The sequence below is a fragment of the Nitratireductor luteus genome, from assembly GCF_026162365.1.
Lineage (GTDB): Bacteria > Pseudomonadota > Alphaproteobacteria > Rhizobiales > Rhizobiaceae > Chelativorans > Chelativorans luteus.
The window spans coordinates 82,333-101,090 of sequence record NZ_JAOANW010000001.1; the positions used below are offsets into that span (position 1 = coordinate 82,333).

Here is an 18,758-nt window from a genome sequence, read left to right on the forward strand (position 1 = left end):
TCGATGGTAGCCAGACTTACGACCGCCGACGAGGAGTTCGAGGCCGCCTTCGCCGCCTTGCTGGAGACCAAGCGCGAATCAAGCCAGGAAGTCGATGATGTTGTGCGCGAGATCATCGCGCGGGTGCGCCTTGAGGGAGATGCCGCGCTTGCCGACTATACGCGGCGCTTCGACCGCTTCGATGTGACGACGGTCGGCATGCGCGTGGCGCAGTCGGAGATCGAAGCGGCCTATCGGGCCTGCGCGCCGGAAACGCTCGATGCACTGCGGCTGGCCCATGGACGCATCAAGGCCCATCACGGCAGGCAATTGCCGCAGGACGCGCAATATACCGATCCGATCGGCGTGGAGCTCGGCTGGCGCTGGACCGCCGTCTCCACGGTCGGGCTCTATGTGCCTGGTGGTATGGCGAGCTATCCGAGTTCGGTGTTGATGAACGCGGTACCGGCCAAGGTGGCAGGCGTGGAGCGAGTCGTCATGGTGGTGCCTGCGCCCGACGGCAAACTCAACCCGCTGGTGCTGGTAGCCGCTGACATTGCGGGCGTCGACGAAATCTTCCGCATCGGCGGAGCGCAGGCCGTTGCGGCGATGGCTTACGGGACCGAAACCGTGCCCGCCGTCGACAAGATCGTCGGTCCGGGCAATGCCTATGTGGCCGCAGCCAAGCGCCAGGTCTTCGGTAAAGTGGGCATCGACATGATCGCCGGGCCTTCGGAAGTGCTGGTCGTGGCGGATCGCGACAACGATCCCGACTGGCTCGCCGCCGATCTGTTGGCGCAGGCGGAGCACGATACCGCAGCGCAATCCATCTTGATGACCGACGACGCGGATTTTGCGGAGGCGGTTGTAGAGGCGGTGGAGCGGCAGTTGCGACAGCTTGCGCGCACCGACATCGCCTCGGCAAGCTGGCGCGACTTCGGCGCGGTCATTCTCGTCGGATCGCTGGAGGAGGCCCCTGCCCTTATCGACCGCATAGCGCCGGAGCATCTGGAGCTGGCGACCGACCGGGCCGACGATCTGCTGCCGCAAATCCGCAATGCCGGCGCTGTTTTCCTCGGCCGCCACACACCGGAGGTGATCGGCGATTATGTCGGCGGCTCCAACCACGTACTGCCGACGGCGCGTTCGGCGCGCTTCTCTTCCGGGCTCTCGGTGCTCGATTTCGTAAAGCGCATGTCGACGCTGCGTCTGGGTGCCGAGCAGCTTCGTGCGCTAGGGCCGTCGGCGGTGGCGCTGGCGACGGCCGAGGGGCTGGAAGCGCATGGCCGGTCGGTCTCGATCCGGCTGAACATGTAACATCAAGGCAGGGCGATGAACGACAGGAACTTCGGCACGGCGCGCCTTATCGATGTCGAGCTGGATGAGTCCGTCGGGCGCGCCACGCCGGATGTCGAGCATGAGCGCGCTGTGGCGATCTTCGACCTCGTCGAGGAGAACAGCTTCCGTCCGGTGGGTGACAAGAAGAATGGTCCATACAAGCTGAAGATATCGCTGGCCGATTCCCGCTTGGTGTTCGAAATCTTCCGCGAAGACGGTGAGGCGGTCGTCACGCACATCCTGTCGCTGACGCCTTTTCGGCGCATCGTGAAGGATTATTTTCTGATCTGCGAGAGCTATTATCAGGCAATCCGCACCTCGACGCCAAGTCAGATCGAAGCGATCGACATGGGGCGCCGGGGGCTTCACGATGAGGGTTCGCAGACGCTGATGGATCGCTTGCGGGACAAGATCGATCTCGATTTCGACACGGCGCGACGGCTCTTCACGCTCGTTTGCGTGCTGCACTGGCGCGGATAGCGCCGAGGGAGGCCGATTTTGACGGATCTGTTCAGACAAAGCAGCCTCGCCCTCTGTCCTCCGGCATAGTCGATGTCGGCGGTGTCCCCACGCGCGCGGTCCATGGAAGCAACGCCGGGAGCTGCAATCCCGGGCTCGGTGCTTTTTCTGTGCGGCATGAATTCCATACGCTCGCCCATGGCCGAAGCCCTGGCGCGCAGGATGCTGCCGCGAACGACGTTCGTCGCCTCGGCCGGCGTGCGGGCCGGCGAGCGTGACCCGTTCGTGGACGCGGTGCTGGCGGAAAACGGGCTGGATCTCGGCGACAGGCGGCCCCGCACGCTGGACGATCTGGAGGACGCCTATTTCGATCTGATCGTGACGCTTGCGCCCGAGGCACACCATGCCGCGCTCGAACTGACGCGCTCCATGTCCGTGGACGTCGAATACTGGCCGATGCTCGATCCCTCTGTCGTCGAGGGAACGCGCGAGCAGATCCTTGCAGCCTATCGCGATGTCCGCGAAAATCTGAGCCGGCGCATTGCCCGCCGCTTCAACCTTTCGGCAGACGGGAACAAGACTTGAACAAGCATGTTCACAAATGGTGGCGAATGGGCTAGGTTCCGCGCGATTTCGGCCGGGCATGTCCCGCAACAGCGCTTGATCGCCGGCCGGAGACTGATCCAAGAAGAAGGTACCGGATGCCGAAAGAAGACATTCTAGAGTTTCCAGGAGTCGTAACAGAGCTTCTGCCCAATGCCATGTTTCGCGTAAAGTTGGAAAACGAACACGAAATCATTGCCCATACCGCTGGCCGCATGCGCAAAAACCGCATTCGCGTTCTCACCGGCGACAAGGTGCTGGTCGAAATGACGCCGTACGACCTGACAAAGGGTCGTATCACCTACCGCTTCAAGTAGCGCGGGCACGTTCGTCTTGCCGCGGTTCCTGATGGAGAACCGGTTTCAGGTCCGGGCGAGGCAAATATGGTCCTTTTCGAAAGCCGGAGCGGAACGTACATGCAGGTACTTGAGCACCGGAAGCGCCGAAAAGCACCGTTTGCAGCCCGCCCTGACCTGAATATCGAAAGACCCTAGCGGCGGTGCCCTTTCTATGAGCGAATTCAAGAAACTCGTGCTTGCCTCAGCCTCGCCGCGGCGTGTGGAACTCTTGCAGCAGGCGGGCATTGAGCCGGAACGCCTTATCCCGGCCAATATAGACGAAACGCCCCTCAAGGCCGAACACCCCCGCTCGCTGGCCAAGAGACTGTCGCGCAGCAAAGCGGAGAAAGCGCTGGATCGCCTGAAGCAGGATGGCGAAACAACGGACTGTTTTGTGCTGGCGGCCGATACGGTGGTCGCCGTCGGGCGGCGCATCCTGCCAAAGACGGAGATGGTGGACGAGGCATCCAACTGTCTGCGCCTGCTTTCCGGGCGTTCGCACCGCGTCTACACGGGCATCTGTCTGTTCACGCCGGAGGGCAAGCTGCGCCATCGGCTGGTGGAAACGCGCGTCCGCTTCAAGCGGCTGTCGCGCGAGGAGCTCGAAAGCTACCTGGCGTCGGGGGAATGGCGCGGCAAGGCGGGTGGCTATGCCATCCAGGGGTTGGCCGGTACCTTCGTGGTCAAGCTCGTCGGGTCCTACACCAATGTGGTGGGGCTGCCGCTCTTCGAGACAGTCAACCTGTTGACGGCCGACGGCTTCAAAGTACATTTCAACTGGCTTGCAGGATCCGGAAGCTGACCATTGTCCGATACGGAAAAAGTAACCCCATTGAGGCCCAGAAGACCGTGCCCGGAATGCGGCAAGCCTTCCGAGCGCGAATTCTATCCCTTCTGCTCGAAGCGGTGTAAGGACGTGGACCTCAACCGCTGGCTGTCCGGCTCCTATACCATTCCAGGACCACCTCTCGACGACGAGGGTAAAGGCGAGGAAAACTGACATTTCCTTGGTCACAGCGGCGCCGAAAGCTCGCGCTGTCATTGCTTTCTGCTTTATTATCTACTTCTAGTTGTAATTTTCGTCCGATCGGCTATCCCTCTTTTTCAGCCAAAGCGTGGGCGCGCCCGCAGCAGACTGGGCACCGGCCAAGCGAGATGAAGAGAGCGTCGTTTCGATGCATCGACTGCCGATTGCCTTAGCCTGCGCACTCGCCATGCTTTTCGCCGGCGCCTGCCAGGACACGAGAGCCACCGTCTTCAAGCATCCCGAAGCCGTGGACAGCACGCCTCGCGCAGACACTCAACCGTCCACAAGGTCTGAAAGCGGCGAGAACGTTTCTCTGCAAACAAGTGAGATCGCGCAATAAAAAAGCCCGGTTCACAGGGAACCGGGCAAAGATGCAGGCAGCCGGGGGGAACCGGCGTGATGGGAGTGAACGCCTGCATGGGAGAACTTTGAATTCAAGGGCGGCGGCGCATGATCGTTTCCGAGCGGGCCCGCTTCCGGGCAATCTGTTGCAACCGCAGCGTGGGATCGTCGAGAAGCGGGATTTCATAGGCGCGCGCAATGTCTTCCCGGACAAGGCCTAGATCGGCCAGTTCCCAATCGGAAAGATCATTGAGGTGCCGCATGGCCCGGCGCGATTTCCATAGGGTGAGGAGGCCCGCCGCCGCACGGGCCACGCGCGCGGCAAATCCCGGCCGGGCGGCAGCGGTGATCGGCGTTGCACTGTGGTGAGCGACAGTCATCGGACTTCTCCTTCGCGTTTCAAATGGCTCGCCCGCCTCGCAGGCCGCGAGCCGACCACAAAGCCACGCGCAGAAAACTTTCTGCGGCGCTGCACTGCGCGTTGTCGGCTGCTAAATGCCCTGGGGGCGAACTCTTTCCAGCAGCGTCATTGCCTTTGCCGGAACAATTACGTTTTTCTCACGATGAGATTGATTAGTCGAACGAATGTTTCTAATCTTTCGCATCAAAATCAGTGATGATATGGATCGCCACAATGGTAGCCCCGCTCGATCTCGATCAGCTCAACACCTTCGTCGCCATTGCCGATACCGGCAGTTTCACGCGTGCGGCGGACGAAGTGCATCGCACTCAATCGGCCGTATCCATGCAGATGCGGCGGCTCGAGGAACGGGTCGGCAAGGCGCTCTTCGAAAAGGATGGCCGCACTAATCGGCTGACCGAGGAGGGCGAGCGGCTGCTTCTTTATGCCCGGCGGATGCTGCGCCTCAATCGCGAAACGCTTGCAGCCTTCGACGACAAGACGCTGGAAGGCAGCGTGCGCATCGGCATGCCCGACGACTATGCCGAACGTTTCCTGCCGGAAATCATGGCGCGTTTTTCGCGGTCCAATCCGCGCGTGGAATTGTCGGTCCTGTGCGAGCCGACGCCCAACCTCATCCACCATGTGCGCCAGGGTCACCTCGACCTCGCACTTTTGACCGACGACAACACCTGCGAAATCGTCCGGCGCGAGCCGCTTCTTTGGGTATCCTCGGTAAGCCATGCGACCCATGAGCGCGAGATCCTGCCGATGGCGTTCGGCCGCCCGACCTGCACCTGGCGCCGGCACGCCTGCGACGCGCTCAACGAAATGGGGCGGGAATACCGGACGCTGTTCACCAGCTTCTCGGCCACAGTGATCAGCGCCGCCGTGCTTTCGGGCGCGGCGATATCGGTCCTGCCTGAATGCGCGCTGCGGCCGGGGATGCGCGTTCTCGGTGAGAACGATGGTTTTCCCCCGCTTCCCGATTGCTGCATCGGCCTCATGCGCGGCCGGACGAGCCACATGGAGGTGGTGGACGCGCTGGCGCGGCATGTCACTGAGAGCCTCGACAACATCTCGGTGCCGCTGATGCCCGATGAGGCCGAAGGTTTCGATTTCGCATCCCTTACCCACCGCCGCGGGAAGCGGCTGAGGCCAAGCCAGGTCCTGCCAGGGTGGTGATGTAATACCATGGGAAGCAGGCGTGCGCCGGGCTTGACCTGGCGGTGCCCAAGCCGCTCAATCGTCACATGCCTGATAAGAAAAACAGCGATTCGCTCAGCAACGTTGCCGAATTCTCGGTCAGCGAGATCTCCATCGCCCTGAAGCGTACGGTCGAGGATGTCTTCGGCCATGTACGCGTGCGCGGCGAGATTTCGGGCTATCGCGGCCCGCACGCCTCGGGACATTGCTATTTTTCGCTCAAGGACGAGCGCTCGCGGCTTGAAGCCGTCATCTGGAAGGGCGTTTTCTCGAAGCTTAAATTCCTGCCCCAGGAAGGCCTGGAGATCATCGCGACGGGCAAGCTGACCACCTATCCCGGCTCGTCGAAATATCAGATCGTCATCGAAAGCATCGAGCCGGCAGGCGCCGGCGCTCTGATGGCGCTCCTGGAGGAGCGCAAGCGCAAGCTCGGGGCGGAAGGGCTGTTCGCCGAGGAGCGTAAGAAGGCTCTCCCCTTCATGCCGCGCACCATCGGTGTCGTCACCTCGCCCACCGGCGCCGTCATCCGCGATATCATCCATCGTATCGCCGACCGATTCCCGGTGCATGTGCTGGTCTGGCCGGTTCGGGTGCAGGGTGAGACCGCAGGGGCGGAGGTCTCGCGCGCAATCGCCGGATTCAACACATTCGATGCCGGCGGAACGCTGCCGCGCCCGGACCTTTTGATCGTGGCGCGGGGCGGCGGCAGCCTGGAGGACTTGTGGGGCTTCAACGACGAAGCTGTCGTGCGGGCCGTGGCGGCCTCGCACATACCGATCATATCCGCCGTCGGGCATGAGACGGACTGGACGCTCATCGACCTGGCCGCCGACCGGCGTGCGCCGACGCCCACGGGCGCCGCGGAAATGGCGGTGCCTGTCAAGGCTGAACTCGAGGCTGGCCTCTCGCGTCTTTCGGCGCGACTCAAGGGGGCGATCTCCCGTGACCTCGATCGGCGCAACCAGGGTCTGCGCGCTTTGTCACGTGCCCTGCCCTCACCCGATCAGCTCTTCGCGCTGCCACGCCGGCGTTTCGACGAGGCAGCGGGCCGCATCGTGCGTGCGCTGCACGCCTCCACGCAGCGCAAGCGGCTCAAGCATGAAGGGCTGCGGCTTTCCATCGGATCGCTCGAACGCAGGCTTGGCGAAGCGCGCCGCCGCTCGGCGCAATGCGGCGCGCGGCTTCCCGTGGTCTTTCTTGGCCTCCTGCGCAACAAGCGGGCACGTCTCGAACGGGACGGCGGACGGATCACGCCGCGCACGACTTCCGAGCGGATCGCACTCAACCGGCAGAAGCTGGATGCGGCGACCGGGCGGCTCGACCGGGCGATGACACAGCGGCTGGAGAGCACGCGCGGACGGCTCGACCAGACGGAGCGGCTCGCAAGGACACTTTCCTACCAGGGCGTCCTGGAGCGGGGATTCGCGCTTGTACGGGACGCTTCCGACCGTCCGGTCAAGCGCGCGGCCGAACTCATCGCCGGGCAAGAAGTGCACATCCAGTTCTACGATGAGGTCGCTGGCGCCGTGGTCGCGGGAAAACCCGCGACGGGCGCCAAGAAGGGGGCCGCCAAGCCGAAGGCCCCGGGCAAGCAGGGCTCGCTATTCTAGTCGGTGATGAACTGAATCATCACCGCGATATAACATATTGCCGCAGCGTGATTTTATCCGATTGCCCGGCGCCATCTTCAGTCAGTCAGCTATTGTGCCGGGCCTAGCTGTCTTCCAAAACGAATGTAATGGCTAAATTCACCCGGTACATGGAGACCCCACCGTTCTCGATCTCGACATTCTGGTCCTTCACCCAGGCGCTCTTCATGTTGCGGAGCGTCTTTGCGGCCCGTTCGATCCCTTGCTTCACCGCATCGTCGAAGCTCTCGGAAGATGTCGCGGATATTTCCGTAACGCGGGCGATGGTCATCTTTGCCTCCTCTGGGTTGAACACCCACGGGAAACGTCAGCCCGCGGGGAATGTTCCACCACGTCTGACGACGAGACATGCCGGCAGGAATCTCTCGCCCTCTTCGGGCCGAAAGTGTTACCCATGTGTCCGGTATAAAATGTAACCTATGTGTCCAGAATGGACCCCTTGGAGTCGTGGCGATCCCGGCAGGATTCGAACCTGCGACCATCGGCTTAGAAGGCCGGTGCTCTATCCAGCTGAGCTACGGGACCGGCGCGCGGACGGCGGCAATCAGTGCGTCCACGGGACCTTGCGGTCATAGCGGAAATTCTCCGCATAGGAAACCTGACGGCGCTTCGGCGCCTTGGCCTCCTCAAGCCGAAAGGCGATGCCGTTCTTCTGGGCGTAGGCCACCGCCTCTTCCTTCGTGGCGAAGGTGAGGCGGACCTGGCTCTTCATGTCGGAAGACGAGGTATAGCCCATCAGCGGGTCGATCTTGCGTGGCGCCTCGGGCTCAAACTCAAGTACCCAGTGACCCGATTTGGCGGTGCCGGACTGCATGGCGTTCCTAGCGGGGCTGTAGATGCGCGCGGACACGTTCGACCCTCATTGCTTGATCTTGTTTCAGCCAAAAGTGATAGGCGAAAAGCCCCATGATGGCCAGAGATGCCGTGGTCGGAGCGGCAGGATTCGAACCTGCGACCCTCTGGTCCCAAACCAGATGCGCTACCAGGCTGCGCTACGCTCCGAGGCCTGGTCTCATTAGGGTTTCGTGCAGCGGGGCGCAAGGGGGAATACGAACAATCGCAGCTTTGTCGCACCGCCGATATTGGTAGCCAGACATTCAGTTCCGGCCTGTTTCGAACCGCGCGACGACTTCAGCGGCGAGCGGGCGGGTGATGCGCGACTTCCGCTCGAGCGCGGCACGGTCGAGTTCCTCGACCACGCGCTGCACGGTGGACAGCGAACGCTCGATGCGGCGCGTGATGAACTGCACGACATGCGGCTCGACCGAAACCTGCCTGTCTGCAAAGAGCTTTACCAGGACGCCGGCGAGCAGCATGTCGTCGGGCTCGTCTATTTCCACCGTGGCCGAGGCCTGCAGACGGGAGCGCAGGTCGGGCAGTTCGACGCCCCAGCCGAGCGGAAAACGCCGCGCGGTCAGAAGCAGGTGACTGTCGGCGCCCCGCACCGCGTTGATGAGATGAAACAGGCCCTTTTCATCAAGGCCGGGACGGTCGGCATCCTCGATAAGGATCGGCCGGGTTTCCGCGAGCGCCAAAAAGGAAGGCTCGATAGCGCCGGCGGGCGCGGCGGCGGCCCCTGTCGCCTCAGCCCATATGGCGGCCAGATGCGTTTTGCCGGAGCCGGCAGGACCCGCCAGGACCGTGATCGGCGACGGCCAGTCGGGCCAGGCCTCCACCAGCGCCACGGCACGCTCGTTCGAGGACGTGACGATCAGATCGTCGCGTGAATGCGCCGAACCGTGGGCAAGGTCCAGCGGCAATTGCCGGGGAGCGTCGTCGTTCCGCGTCATCGGGGTTCGTGCTTGTGTGTCCCGGCGGGCCCGCTGTGGCCATGGTAGAGCGGCGATTCCAGATAGCGGGCGATCGCGAAACGAATCAGAACCGCGATAGCGGCGGCGGTCGGAACGGCGATGAGGAGGCCGACGAAGCCGAACAGGAAGCTGAAGGCGAAGAGCGAGAACATGAGCCAAACCGGATGCAGGCCGACGCTGCGGCCGATCAGCTTGGGCTGGAGGATGTTGCCTTCGACGAACTGGCCCGAAAGGAAGATCGCCGCAACGGCTGCGACCCAATACCATTCGGGCCAGAACTGGACAAAGGCCACACCGAGAGCAAGCGCCAGCCCGATCAGAGAGCCTACATAGGGAATGAAGCTGATGAGACCGGCAGCCAACCCGATCAGGAGACCGAAATTGAGGCCGACGAGCGTGAGGGCGACGGCATAGTAGACGCCGAGGATCAGGCACAGCGTGCCCTGGCCGCGCACGAAACCGGCGGTTGCCACGTTGATGTCGCGGGCGATCTGACGCACGGTCACCACATGGTCGCGCGGGATCCAGCTATCGACCCGGGCAATCATCCGGTCCCAGTCCAGCAGCATGTAGAACGCGACCACCGGGGTGACGACGAACAGGCTGGCAAGATTGATCAACGCGACACCCGAACTCCAGACGGACCCGAACAAGGTCGCCACAAAGCCGGTGCCCTGGGCCAGCAGCGTCGACAGGCCGTCACGCAGAGCAGCCGATTCAACGCCCAGGGTCTGCTCGAACCAGTCCGGATCGAGCGTGGTGACCATCTCCTGCAGACGCGAGAGATAGTCGGGAAGCCGCCCGAGAAAGCCCAACAGCTGATTGCCGAGCACTGGAACGATAATCATCAGCGCCAGCGCCAGCGCGATCACGAACGCGACGAGAATCAACGCCGTCGCCAGCGTGCGCGACAGGCCGAGGCGCTCTAGGCGATCGGCCACGGGATCGAGGAAATAGGCAACCACCATGCCGGCCAGGAAGGGCAGCAGGATGGAGCTGAAAACGTAGAGAAACAGGATGAGAAAGGCTGCGGCCAAGGCCCAGAAGACAAGCTGACGCTTCAACCGCCCCCCCTGCGGCTGTCCGCCAGTCTCTTCCATGTCAGGGGCCGGTATCGACATAGCCGCTCATATGTTTGATCCAGTTCACGAGATAGGCCGCGCCGGAAGCCACGGTCAAGAGCCCGCACAGGTAGATGAGCCCGTCATGGAGCGGCCCGAACGGATATTCCAGCGAAAGTTCGGCAAGGATCATTGCGGCCACCAGTATCTGCGCAAGTGTATTGGCTTTGGAGATGAACAGCGGCTTCATCGCGACGGGATTGCCCATGATGGTGGCCAGCAGGACCCCGCCGACGATCAAGGCGTCGCGGGAGACCACGGCGATGACCAGCCAGAGCGGCAGATGCCCCATATAGCCCAGAACCACGAAGACGCTGACCAGCAGCAGCTTGTCGGCGATGGGATCGAGATAGGCGCCGAGTTCCGTGCGCTGGTTGAACTGGCGCGCGATGAAACCGTCGACGCCGTCAGAAATCCCGGCAAGCAGAAAGCCGGCGAACGCCCAGTCAACATTCTCCGTCAACAGCGCGAAGACCACGGCTGGGACGAGCACGAAGCGCATCAGCGTGATAATGTTGGGGATGGTCAATCCGGTGCCTCCCTCGCCCGGGATCAGTTGCGGCGTCATGCATAGATGCCCCCGCGGGCGGCTCCCTTCAAGGGGAAAGAATTGGGCCACGCGGGAGTTGGAACTGGTCTGTGCGCGATTGCGGCACAGCCTTGCAGGCCGCGCCCACGCGTGCGATTAGCCAGGGAAGAGCCGCCTTGCAGGCTGCAAAAAAGGTGTGGTCATGAGCGAAAAGAAAAACGGTCTCTCCTATGCGCAGGCCGGCGTCGACATCGATGCGGGCAATGCGATGGTGGAAAAGATAAAGCCCATGGTGCGCTCAACGCGGCGGCCAGGGGCCGATAGCGAAATCGGCGGCTTCGGTGGACTGTTCGACCTCAAGGCCGCCGGCTTCACCGATCCCATCCTGATCGCCGCCAATGACGGCGTGGGCACCAAGCTGAAGATCGCCATCGAGGCCGGCAGGCACGATACGGTCGGCATCGACCTCGTCGCCATGTGCGTCAACGATCTGGTGGTGCAGGGCGGTGAACCGCTTTTTTTCCTCGACTATTTTGCGACCGGAAAGCTCGATCCCGAGCAGGGGGCGGCCATCGTATCAGGCATCGCCGAGGGCTGCCGCCAGGCGGGCTGCGCGCTGATCGGCGGCGAGACGGCGGAAATGCCCGGTATGTATCATGGCGAGGACTACGATCTGGCTGGCTTTGCCGTGGGTGCGGCCGAGCGCGGCAGGCTGCTGCCCACCAACGACATCGTCGAAGGCGACGTGATCCTCGGCCTGTCCTCGTCCGGCGTCCACTCCAACGGCTTCTCGCTGGTGCGCAAGATCGTGGAGTTGAGCGGGCTGGGCTGGCGGGACGAAGCTCCCTTCGCAGCCGGCAAGATGCTTGGCGAGGCGCTTCTGGAACCGACCCGCATCTATGTAAAGCCGCTCCTGAGCGCGATTTCCGGCACCCACGGCATCAAGGCGCTCGCGCATATCACCGGCGGCGGCTTCCCCGAGAACATTCCGCGCGTCCTGCCGGCCGAATATGCCGCCGAGATCGACCTCGACGCCATCGAAGCACCCCCGGTCTTCTCGTGGCTTGCCGAAACGGGTGGGGTGGAAGCCACCGAAATGCTGCGCACTTTCAATTGCGGCATCGGCATGATCGCCGTGGTGGCGGCGGGACAAGCCGCCCAGGTGGCGGCTGTCCTGCAGAAGGAGGGCGAGCACGTCACCACGCTCGGCCGCATATGCCCGCGCCGCCAGCACGGCGTCATCTACAACGGAGCGCTCCAGCTATGACCGCAAGGAAGACGGCAATCCTGATTTCCGGCCGCGGCTCCAATATGAGCTCGCTCATCCGCGCCGCGGCGGAGGCGAACTACCCGGCCGAAATCTGCGGTGTCATTTCCGACAATGAGGACGCGCCGGGTCTCGCAGCGGCCGAGGCCGCCGGCATTCCGGCGCTTGCCATTCCCCGCGCAAATTTTCCCGACCGGCAGGCACACGAGGCGGCCCTCGGCGAGGCCCTTGCCGACCTAGGTGCGGAAATCGTGTGCCTTGCCGGCTTCATGCGCATCCTGAGCCCCGCCTTCGTGCGCCGCTTCGAAGGACGGATGATCAACGTCCATCCTTCCCTACTTCCGCTGTTCAAGGGCTTGGAAACCCACAAGCGGGCGCTTGAAGCCGGCATGCGTATCCATGGCTGCACCGTGCACTTCGTCACCCCGGAGATGGATGACGGTCCCGTCATTGCGCAAGCCGCCATCCCCGTTTTACCGCAAGACGACGAGGAGAAACTCGCCGCCCGCATCCTGAAGGTGGAGCACAGGATATATCCGCTGGCCCTGGCGCTGGTCGCCTCGGGCAAGGCGCGGATGGAAGGAGGGCGCACAATATTCGACCGAAATGCGAATATCGGCTGGGGCGAAACGGCCTCGCTGACGGTGCCCTCCTCCATCGAGGAGGTGTTCGACCTAGAGGATCTGGCCCGGCTGACGCCCTGACGGGAAGGGCGCGATAGGGCCGGCTTGGCGGGCCGGGCCGTTGACGGCATTCTGGCCGCCCGTCATTCTGCCCTCATGATGGGCACATCCCACCCCGATATCGGCGCTGCGCCACCATTTGGCGATGCCCTTGTGGCTTCCGCTTTCGCAGCGATTGAGGCACCTGCACGGGGTCGCCTGCTCGCGTTGCGCCGTCTGATCTTCGAGGTCGCGGCAGCAACGCCTGAGGTCGGAGCCATCAAGGAGACGCTGAAATGGGGCCAGCCAGCCTATCTGACCCCCGAGACCGGCAGCGGCAGCACGATCAGGCTCGGCATCCCGAAGTCGCCCCACCACGGCTATGCGCTTTTTGTCCACTGCAGCACCAGCCTGACCCAGCAGTTCGAGGCGCATTACCCCGGCCTGTTTGACTATGAAGGGACGCGGGCACTGCTGTTTCGCGTTGAGAAGGAGATTCCGGAAAACGCGCTAAGACACTGTATCGGGCTCGCTTTGACCTATCGCACTGGGAAATGAATAGTGCCAATTCCCCGTGGGTTAGTCGGTGCGCGAAGGCCAGAAGCTCGTCATCAATTCAGGCGAACTCCATTGATGCGTTTCGCAGAGCGCGAGGAACCCGGCTCGTCACCCCGGCCGACCGTAGGGAGAGCCGGGGCCTTGGAAGAACAACGTAGAGCGCGGCCCCTCTGAGCTTGTCGAAGGGCCTCGTCGCGGCGCATTTCAGAATCGTGGCCCTTTCTGCGGAAACCGGCCGCGCTAACCCGATGGGTCCCGGCTCTCCCTGTGGTCGGTCGGGATGACGAGGCGGGGTGCCCTACATCGTCATCCTCGATGCCAGAATTCAGAGGCGCGTTCGCAAAACATGGTTGATGACGGAGGCGGGCGCCTGCCACTATCGACGCGTTATTCCTGAACCGCCTTCACCCAAACCTTGGTGTCGTGGAAAGCCGCGCCGCCATAGGGAGCGATGGCGTCGGCGCCGGTCAGCACATTGATGCCTTCATCGCGCTCGTGGGCGCTGTTGGGCCAGATGCCTTCAGCCACGACGACGCCGCGGCGCAGACCCTCGAACATCTTCACATGCAGAACGACCTCGCCACGCGGATTGCCGATCTCGACGCGGTCGCCGGCGGCGAGCCCGAGCATGGCGGCGTCTTCGGGGTGCAGCATCAGTTCGGGCCGCCCTTCCCGCTTGATGGAGCCGGGCGTCTCGGCAAAGCTCGAATTGAGGAAAGTGCGCGCCGGCGAGGTGGCGAGCCGGAACGGATGCTCGGCATCGGCCGCCTCGATGAAATTCACATGGTCGGGAAACTCCGGCAGGCGCTCGTGCGGCCCCTGGATGCCGATCGATTCGGGCGGGCGGTTTGGCGCGGCGGTCCCGGTCCAGTCCGGCCGGAAACGGAACTTCCCGTCCGCATGGCCGAAACCCTTGACGAAATGGGCCGTCTCGAAATCGGGCTGGACATCGGCCCAGCGCTCCTTGCGGAAACTGTCGAAGCTGCCGAGCCCGCGCTTGCCAAGCATCCAGTCCAGATGCTGCCGCGCGGTCAGGCCGAACCCGTCGAAATGATCGACGCCGAGGCGTTTTGCCAGTTCCTCGATCACGAACAGGTTTTCGCGGGCCTCGCCGGGCGGGTCGATCAGCTTCGGTCCAAGCAGGATGTGCTGGTGCCCGCCCCCGCGATAGATGTCGTCATGCTCCACGAACATGGTGGCCGGCAGCACCACATCGGCGAGCTTCGCCGTGTCGGTCATGAATTGCTCGTGCACGGCGACGAAGAGGTCGTCGCGCTCAAGGCCGCGTCTCACCAGCCGCTGCTCGGGCGCGACATTGGCGGGGTTGGTGTTCTGGATCAGCATGGCCGTCACCGGCGGGCCGCCGTAGAGGGCCTGCGGGTCGCCCGTCAGCACCCGGCCGATCTGCGACTGGTCGAGCGCGCGGATATGCGGATCCTTGTAGGAGTGACCTTCCACCAGCGACTTGTCGAGCCCGAAGATCGACGAGTTGGAATGAAACGCGCCGCCGCCCTCATACTGCCATGCGCCCGTCACCGTTGCGATGGAAAGGGCAGCGTGCATGTTCACGGCGCCGTTGCGGTTTCGGGTGAATCCGTAGCCGAGGCGGAAGAATGTGCGCTTGGTTTCACCGACGAGTTTCGCGAAGGCCTCGATTTCGACAGCCGGCAGGCCTGTGATTTCGGCGGCCCATTCGGGTGTGCGGGTTTTCAGATGCCTTTCGAGGCCCTTGGGATCGTCCGTGTATTTGTACAGATACTCCCAGTCGGCATGGCCGTCGCGAAACAGGATATGCATGACGGCACAGGCGAGTGCTGCATCGGTGCCCGGCTTCACGACGAGGCCAAGATCGGCCTGTTTCATCGTGGCATTGTCGTAAATGTCGATGACGACGATCTTCGCGCCGCGTTCCTTGCGCGCCTTGATGGCGTGGGTCATCACATTGACCTGGGTGGCGACCGCATTCGTGCCCCAGATGACCACGCAATCGGATTTGGCCATTTCGCGCGGGTCGGGTCCGCGCAGATCGCCGGCACCCATGGCGAATCCGGTCCAGGCAGGATTGGTGCAGATGGTCCCGAAAAAATCTGAATAGCGCTTGGCGTGGCGAAGGCGGTGGATCGAATCGCGCTGCACCAGGCCCATCGTGCCGGCATATTGGTACGGCCATACGGTTTCGCTGCCATGCAGCTCCTCGGCCTTCAGGAACCGCTCGGCGATCAGATCAAGCGCAGCTTCCCAACTCGCCTCCTTCCAGGCCCCCTCGCCCTTTGCGCCCGCCCGCACCATCGGCTTCAACAGGCGGTCGGGGTGATGCACGCGCTCGGCATAACGGGCGACCTTGGCGCAGATCACGCCAGCGGTGTAGCTGTTGTCCTTCGATCCGTGCACACGGCCGAGCCTGCCGTCGACGATCTCGATGTCGAGCGCGCAGGTGGACGGGCAGTCATGCGGGCAGGCGGAATGACCGATATGGATATTGCTGTGCGTGTTCATGGGCCGGAGACTAGCGATTCTTTCGGTGGGAGCGTAGAGCCAGTTTCATCAAATAATGTACGTCTACCGATCAAGGACAGTGATCGGTCGTCTAAAGCCCGTTTCGGAAACTGCCGATGAATTATCGCCACGCCTTTCACGCTGGAAACTTTGCCGATGTGGTGAAGCATGCGGTGTTGGCGCGTATTGTGGAATATCTGAAGCGAAAGGACAAAGCGTTCCGGGTCATCGACACCCATGCGGGCATCGGCCTTTACGATCTCTCCTCGCAGGAAGCACAGCGCACCGGCGAGTGGCGCGAGGGTATCGGCCGGTTGATGACGAGTACGCTCGATGCGGAAAGTGCCAATCTCCTGAGTCCCTTGCTGGAGGTCGTTCGCGCGGTGAATCAGCCGGGCGCGCTCACCTGTTACCCCGGCTCGCCGACGATCGTGCGCCATCTGCTGCGCCGGCAGGACCGGCTGACAGCGATCGAACTGCACGAGGCGGACGCGGCTCAACTGGCCGCCCGTTTTGTCGGAGATTTCCAGGTACGCACCATTCATCTCGACGGCTGGCTGGCGCTGGGCGCGCATCTGCCGCCGAAGGAAAAGCGCGGGCTGGTGCTGGTCGACCCGCCTTTCGAGCAGGAGGGTGAGTTCGGCAGGATGATCGAGCGGCTGCGGACCGCGTACCGTCGCTGGCCGGGCGGTATCTACGCGCTGTGGTACCCGATCAAGGACCGGCAGGCGGTTGCCGGCTTCCGCCGGGGGCTGGCCGAAAGCGGCATCGGCGACATGATCGACATCGTGTTCGAGAAACGCCCGCCCTCGCCGGAGCCAAGGCTGGATGGAACCGGCATGATCGTCGTCAACCCGCCCTACGTTCTGGAAGAGGAAGTGCGGCGGATATTATCCGCCCTCACCCCGATCCTGACTGAGACCAGAGGCGGCGAGATCGCCGTCACGCGCCTGGTGGGTGAATAGCAGCTGCGAACTTCCGGCTTGACCCTTTGCCGGACCTGGTAAAAAGTGCCGCAACGTCAAATCGGGCATCGCGAATCCCTCGAACGGCGCCTGAACTGGAGGATTGCAATGTTACGCTCGACAGGCCTTGCAGCAGCCGCATTCGTTGCGGCACTGGCAACCGCTCCTACCGCCCATGCGGCTGACATCATTGGCATCTATGACGGGACGGATACGATCTGCGGGCACAAGAATGTGCGTACCACTATTCAGAAGCGGTTCCGCTATCAGGTCACGCATGTGCCGAACCTTCCCGATGTGGAGATCGTGGATTTCTATGGCGCCGGTCTGACACGCTATCAGCCGGCGGCAGCCGATAGCCCCATCGAACGGCGCTATTGCCGGGCGACCGCGCGGCTTTCCGACGGGCGCGACCGCAACATCTGGTATGTGATCGAATATGGTCAGGGCTTCGCTTCCATTGGCGACAATGTGGAGTTCTGCCTGTCGGGATTCGACCGCTGGAAGGTCTACAACGGCTCATGCCGAGTGCTGCGTTGAGTTGTTGACGCCGGGGCGTGGATTGAACCGTTTTCTGTGTAGAGCGACCGTTGCTGCCTTTGTCGCTGCGGCATTGCCCGCCGGGGCCGGCGAGCGCGGCGCAGAGCCCGGCACGTTCGACTATTACGTCCTCTCGCTCTCCTGGTCGCCCAGCTATTGCGCTGCGGAAGGCGATCAGGCCACCCCGCAGCAATGCCGCCGCGAACGGCCGTTCGCCTTCGTCGTGCACGGGCTCTGGCCGCAATATGACAACGGATACCCCGAATTCTGCCGTGCCCGCCTGCCGGACCGGGTTCCCGACCAGTTGGTCGGCAAGGTCATCGACCTCATGCCTTCTGCCGGCCTGATCGGGCATCAATGGCGCAAGCATGGCACCTGCTCCGGCTTGAGCCAACGGGATTATTTCGATCTGGTGCGGAAGGCGCGTGAGCGCATTTCTGTGCCTGAATCGTTCAAAAACCCCGCCTCGCCCCTGCTGGCCTCGCCGACGGGCGTCGAAACGGCGTTCATGGATGCCAATGAAGGGTTGAATGCCGAGGGCATCGCCGTGACCTGCAGAGGGCGTTTTCTACGCGAGGTACGCATCTGCCTGACGCAAGACCTGGAATTTCGCGCCTGCCCCGAGGTGGATAGCAAGGGCTGCCGCGCCGAACAGGCACTGATGCCGGCTACGCGCTGAAACAAAAAAGCCCGGCGCAACGGCCGGGCTTTTTCTGCGATCCAAGCCTGTTGAAGCTTAGAAGCTCATACCGAAGCCGAGCATGACCTTGTTGCTCGATGCGTCGGCTTCGTAGTCCGTGCCGCCCAGCGTGTAGGTCTCGCTGCCGAGATCGGTATAGCGGTACTCGAGACGCGCGAAGGACTGCGGCGTCAGCTTGACGTCGACACCGGCACCGGCGGTCCAGCCGAGATGGGTGTTCGTGTCGGAAGCACCGGTGGGACCGGTCAGTTCCTGACGGCCCGCAGCACCACCGGCCGTGCCGTACAGCAGCACGTTCTCGGTTGCCGCGATGCCGAGACGGGCACGCAATGAACCGTCGACGCCAGCCTCGGACTCAAAACCGGCGCTGTCGCCTTTCATGCCATTGTAGCCGACATCGCCCTCGATACCGTAGACGAACGAGCCCTGCTGCCAATTGTGGCCGGCGAACACGTTGCCCACGAAACCGTCGGTTTCAATGTCGGTGGTACCTTCTACGTCGGCACTGCCCGCAAAGCCGTAGCCGAGCGCGATACCCGCATAGGGACCTGCCCAGGTTGCGACCGGCGCGACTTCCATGGGAGCAGCGGGCGGTGCTGGCGGCTGTTCCATAACAGCATCAGCAGCGTAGACGGTGGAAACGCCGGTAACGGCGATAATGGCTGCGGCCGCAGCCGACAGCGTGAGATTCTTACTGGCCTTCATTCTCAGAACTCCTTAGCCACATCAAACAAGCAGCGACGCCATGTCAGGGAGGCCGACAAGCGT

22 protein-coding genes and 2 tRNA genes are annotated in these 18,758 nt (G+C 63.0%); 14 read left to right on the plus strand and 10 right to left on the minus strand.

What is annotated here, in order from left to right; genetic code table 11:
- Positions 1-3 precede the first annotated feature (3 nt).
- The 6 genes from hisD (at position 4) to yacG (ending at position 3,717) form a co-directional block, all read left to right on the plus strand.
- Entirely contained in the window at positions 4-1,296 is a 1,293-nt protein-coding gene (gene hisD / locus N1058_RS00410; protein ID WP_265515513.1) for a histidinol dehydrogenase, read from the plus strand.
- Between the two features lie 15 nt (positions 1,297-1,311).
- Positions 1,312-1,797, plus strand: coding sequence for a UPF0262 family protein (locus N1058_RS00415; RefSeq protein WP_265515514.1), 486 nt, complete (start codon positions 1,312-1,314; stop codon positions 1,795-1,797).
- A gap of 102 nt (positions 1,798-1,899) precedes the next feature.
- Positions 1,900-2,361 carry an arsenate-mycothiol transferase ArsC gene (locus tag N1058_RS00420; RefSeq protein WP_265515895.1) on the plus strand — a complete coding sequence of 154 codons (462 nt, stop codon included), beginning with the start codon at positions 1,900-1,902 and terminating at the stop codon, positions 2,359-2,361.
- Between the two features lie 116 nt (positions 2,362-2,477).
- The gene (gene infA / locus N1058_RS00425; RefSeq protein ID WP_036482630.1) at positions 2,478-2,696 is read left to right on the plus strand and encodes a translation initiation factor IF-1; all 219 of its coding nucleotides are present in this window, start codon (positions 2,478-2,480) and stop codon (positions 2,694-2,696) included.
- 193 nt (positions 2,697-2,889) lie between these two features.
- The gene (locus N1058_RS00430; protein WP_265515515.1) at positions 2,890-3,519 is read left to right on the plus strand and encodes a Maf-like protein; all 630 of its coding nucleotides are present in this window, start codon (positions 2,890-2,892) and stop codon (positions 3,517-3,519) included.
- A gap of 3 nt (positions 3,520-3,522) precedes the next feature.
- The gene (gene yacG, locus N1058_RS00435; RefSeq protein ID WP_265515516.1) at positions 3,523-3,717 is read left to right on the plus strand and encodes a DNA gyrase inhibitor YacG; all 195 of its coding nucleotides are present in this window, start codon (positions 3,523-3,525) and stop codon (positions 3,715-3,717) included.
- 461 nt (positions 3,718-4,178) lie between these two features.
- Here yacG and N1058_RS00440 read toward each other — a convergent pair whose 3' ends face one another.
- Positions 4,179-4,466, minus strand: coding sequence for a DUF1127 domain-containing protein (locus N1058_RS00440; RefSeq protein WP_265515517.1), 288 nt, complete (start codon positions 4,464-4,466; stop codon positions 4,179-4,181).
- A 254-nt stretch (positions 4,467-4,720) separates the two neighbouring features.
- Here N1058_RS00440 and N1058_RS00445 point away from each other — a divergent pair, with 254 nt between their 5' ends.
- Positions 4,721-5,671: a LysR family transcriptional regulator gene (locus N1058_RS00445; RefSeq protein ID WP_265515518.1), complete on the plus strand. Its 951-nt coding sequence runs from the start codon at positions 4,721-4,723 to the stop codon at positions 5,669-5,671.
- A 68-nt stretch (positions 5,672-5,739) separates the two neighbouring features.
- On the plus strand, positions 5,740-7,302 hold the full coding sequence (gene xseA, locus N1058_RS00450; RefSeq protein ID WP_265515519.1) for an exodeoxyribonuclease VII large subunit: 1,563 nt from the start codon (positions 5,740-5,742) through the stop codon (positions 7,300-7,302).
- A gap of 103 nt (positions 7,303-7,405) precedes the next feature.
- Here xseA and N1058_RS00455 read toward each other — a convergent pair whose 3' ends face one another.
- The 7 genes from N1058_RS00455 to N1058_RS00485 form a co-directional block, all read right to left on the minus strand.
- A complete protein-coding gene (locus N1058_RS00455) occupies positions 7,406-7,612 on the minus strand; it encodes a dodecin family protein (RefSeq protein WP_265515520.1) in 207 nt (68 codons plus the stop codon).
- Positions 7,613-7,789: 177 nt separating this feature from the next.
- Positions 7,790-7,866: transfer RNA gene (locus N1058_RS00460), tRNA-Arg, on the minus strand.
- 19 nt (positions 7,867-7,885) lie between these two features.
- The gene (locus N1058_RS00465; protein ID WP_265515521.1) at positions 7,886-8,191 is read right to left on the minus strand and encodes an ETC complex I subunit; all 306 of its coding nucleotides are present in this window, start codon (positions 8,189-8,191) and stop codon (positions 7,886-7,888) included.
- Positions 8,192-8,266: 75 nt separating this feature from the next.
- A tRNA-Pro gene (locus N1058_RS00470) sits at positions 8,267-8,343 on the minus strand.
- A 95-nt stretch (positions 8,344-8,438) separates the two neighbouring features.
- Positions 8,439-9,131, minus strand: a complete 693-nt coding sequence (hdaA, locus tag N1058_RS00475) for a DnaA regulatory inactivator HdaA (protein WP_265515522.1) — start codon at positions 9,129-9,131, stop codon at positions 8,439-8,441.
- Positions 9,128-10,273: an AI-2E family transporter gene (locus N1058_RS00480; RefSeq protein ID WP_265515523.1), complete on the minus strand. Its 1,146-nt coding sequence runs from the start codon at positions 10,271-10,273 to the stop codon at positions 9,128-9,130. The genes hdaA and N1058_RS00480 overlap by 4 nt, the downstream gene beginning before the upstream one ends.
- Positions 10,254-10,802, minus strand: a complete 549-nt coding sequence (locus tag N1058_RS00485; RefSeq protein ID WP_265515896.1) for a CDP-alcohol phosphatidyltransferase family protein — start codon at positions 10,800-10,802, stop codon at positions 10,254-10,256. The genes N1058_RS00480 and N1058_RS00485 overlap by 20 nt, the downstream gene beginning before the upstream one ends.
- Positions 10,803-11,004: 202 nt before the next feature.
- On the opposite strand from N1058_RS00485, the gene purM reads away from it, so the two are divergent.
- Genes purM through N1058_RS00500 form a run of 3 tightly spaced genes read left to right on the plus strand, consistent with a single transcriptional unit; the run spans position 11,005 to position 13,289 of the window.
- Positions 11,005-12,069 (plus strand): phosphoribosylformylglycinamidine cyclo-ligase, encoded by a 1,065-nt coding sequence (gene purM, locus N1058_RS00490; protein ID WP_265515524.1) that lies wholly within the window; start codon positions 11,005-11,007, stop codon positions 12,067-12,069.
- The gene (gene purN, locus N1058_RS00495; RefSeq protein ID WP_265515525.1) at positions 12,066-12,773 is read left to right on the plus strand and encodes a phosphoribosylglycinamide formyltransferase; all 708 of its coding nucleotides are present in this window, start codon (positions 12,066-12,068) and stop codon (positions 12,771-12,773) included. The genes purM and purN overlap by 4 nt, the downstream gene beginning before the upstream one ends.
- A 24-nt stretch (positions 12,774-12,797) precedes the next feature.
- On the plus strand, positions 12,798-13,289 hold the full coding sequence (locus N1058_RS00500; protein WP_265515526.1) for a DUF1801 domain-containing protein: 492 nt from the start codon (positions 12,798-12,800) through the stop codon (positions 13,287-13,289).
- Positions 13,290-13,676: 387 nt separating this feature from the next.
- On the opposite strand, the gene N1058_RS00505 is transcribed toward N1058_RS00500, so the two are convergent.
- Complete coding sequence (locus N1058_RS00505; protein ID WP_265515527.1) at positions 13,677-15,785, minus strand: molybdopterin oxidoreductase family protein; 2,109 nt, start codon at positions 15,783-15,785, stop codon at positions 13,677-13,679.
- Between the two features lie 116 nt (positions 15,786-15,901).
- On the opposite strand from N1058_RS00505, the gene N1058_RS00510 reads away from it, so the two are divergent.
- The 3 genes from N1058_RS00510 (at position 15,902) to N1058_RS00520 (ending at position 17,969) form a co-directional block, all read left to right on the plus strand.
- The gene (locus N1058_RS00510) at positions 15,902-16,750 is read left to right on the plus strand and encodes a 23S rRNA (adenine(2030)-N(6))-methyltransferase RlmJ (protein ID WP_265515528.1); all 849 of its coding nucleotides are present in this window, start codon (positions 15,902-15,904) and stop codon (positions 16,748-16,750) included.
- 108 nt (positions 16,751-16,858) lie between these two features.
- Positions 16,859-17,290, plus strand: coding sequence for a hypothetical protein (locus tag N1058_RS00515; RefSeq protein ID WP_265515529.1), 432 nt, complete (start codon positions 16,859-16,861; stop codon positions 17,288-17,290).
- Positions 17,291-17,312: 22 nt separating this feature from the next.
- Entirely contained in the window at positions 17,313-17,969 is a 657-nt protein-coding gene (locus tag N1058_RS00520; protein ID WP_265515530.1) for a ribonuclease T2 family protein, read from the plus strand.
- A 57-nt stretch (positions 17,970-18,026) separates the two neighbouring features.
- On the opposite strand, the gene N1058_RS00525 is transcribed toward N1058_RS00520, so the two are convergent.
- A complete protein-coding gene (locus N1058_RS00525; protein WP_265515531.1) occupies positions 18,027-18,695 on the minus strand; it encodes an outer membrane protein in 669 nt (222 codons plus the stop codon).
- Positions 18,696-18,758: the final 63 nt, after the last annotated feature.

Coding starts and splice junctions, on each gene's coding strand:
- N1058_RS00430 (WP_265515515.1), top strand. CDS start 2,890: ATGAGCGAATTCAAGAAACTCGTGCTTGCCTCAGCCTCGCCGCGGCGT.
- xseA (WP_265515519.1), top strand. CDS start 5,740: ATGCCTGATAAGAAAAACAGCGATTCGCTCAGCAACGTTGCCGAATTC.
- N1058_RS00510 (WP_265515528.1), top strand. CDS start 15,902: ATGAATTATCGCCACGCCTTTCACGCTGGAAACTTTGCCGATGTGGTG.
- N1058_RS00515 (WP_265515529.1), top strand. CDS start 16,859: ATGTTACGCTCGACAGGCCTTGCAGCAGCCGCATTCGTTGCGGCACTG.
- N1058_RS00420 (WP_265515895.1), top strand. CDS start 1,900: ATGGAAGCAACGCCGGGAGCTGCAATCCCGGGCTCGGTGCTTTTTCTG.
- N1058_RS00445 (WP_265515518.1), top strand. CDS start 4,721: ATGGTAGCCCCGCTCGATCTCGATCAGCTCAACACCTTCGTCGCCATT.
- purM (WP_265515524.1), top strand. CDS start 11,005: ATGAGCGAAAAGAAAAACGGTCTCTCCTATGCGCAGGCCGGCGTCGAC.
- hdaA (WP_265515522.1), bottom strand. CDS start 9,131: ATGACGCGGAACGACGACGCTCCCCGGCAATTGCCGCTGGACCTTGCC.
- N1058_RS00505 (WP_265515527.1), bottom strand. CDS start 15,785: ATGAACACGCACAGCAATATCCATATCGGTCATTCCGCCTGCCCGCAT.
- hisD (WP_265515513.1), top strand. CDS start 4: ATGGTAGCCAGACTTACGACCGCCGACGAGGAGTTCGAGGCCGCCTTC.
- N1058_RS00480 (WP_265515523.1), bottom strand. CDS start 10,273: ATGTCGATACCGGCCCCTGACATGGAAGAGACTGGCGGACAGCCGCAG.
- N1058_RS00525 (WP_265515531.1), bottom strand. CDS start 18,695: ATGAAGGCCAGTAAGAATCTCACGCTGTCGGCTGCGGCCGCAGCCATT.
- purN (WP_265515525.1), top strand. CDS start 12,066: ATGACCGCAAGGAAGACGGCAATCCTGATTTCCGGCCGCGGCTCCAAT.
- N1058_RS00455 (WP_265515520.1), bottom strand. CDS start 7,612: ATGACCATCGCCCGCGTTACGGAAATATCCGCGACATCTTCCGAGAGC.
- infA (WP_036482630.1), top strand. CDS start 2,478: ATGCCGAAAGAAGACATTCTAGAGTTTCCAGGAGTCGTAACAGAGCTT.
- N1058_RS00440 (WP_265515517.1), bottom strand. CDS start 4,466: ATGACTGTCGCTCACCACAGTGCAACGCCGATCACCGCTGCCGCCCGG.
- N1058_RS00415 (WP_265515514.1), top strand. CDS start 1,312: ATGAACGACAGGAACTTCGGCACGGCGCGCCTTATCGATGTCGAGCTG.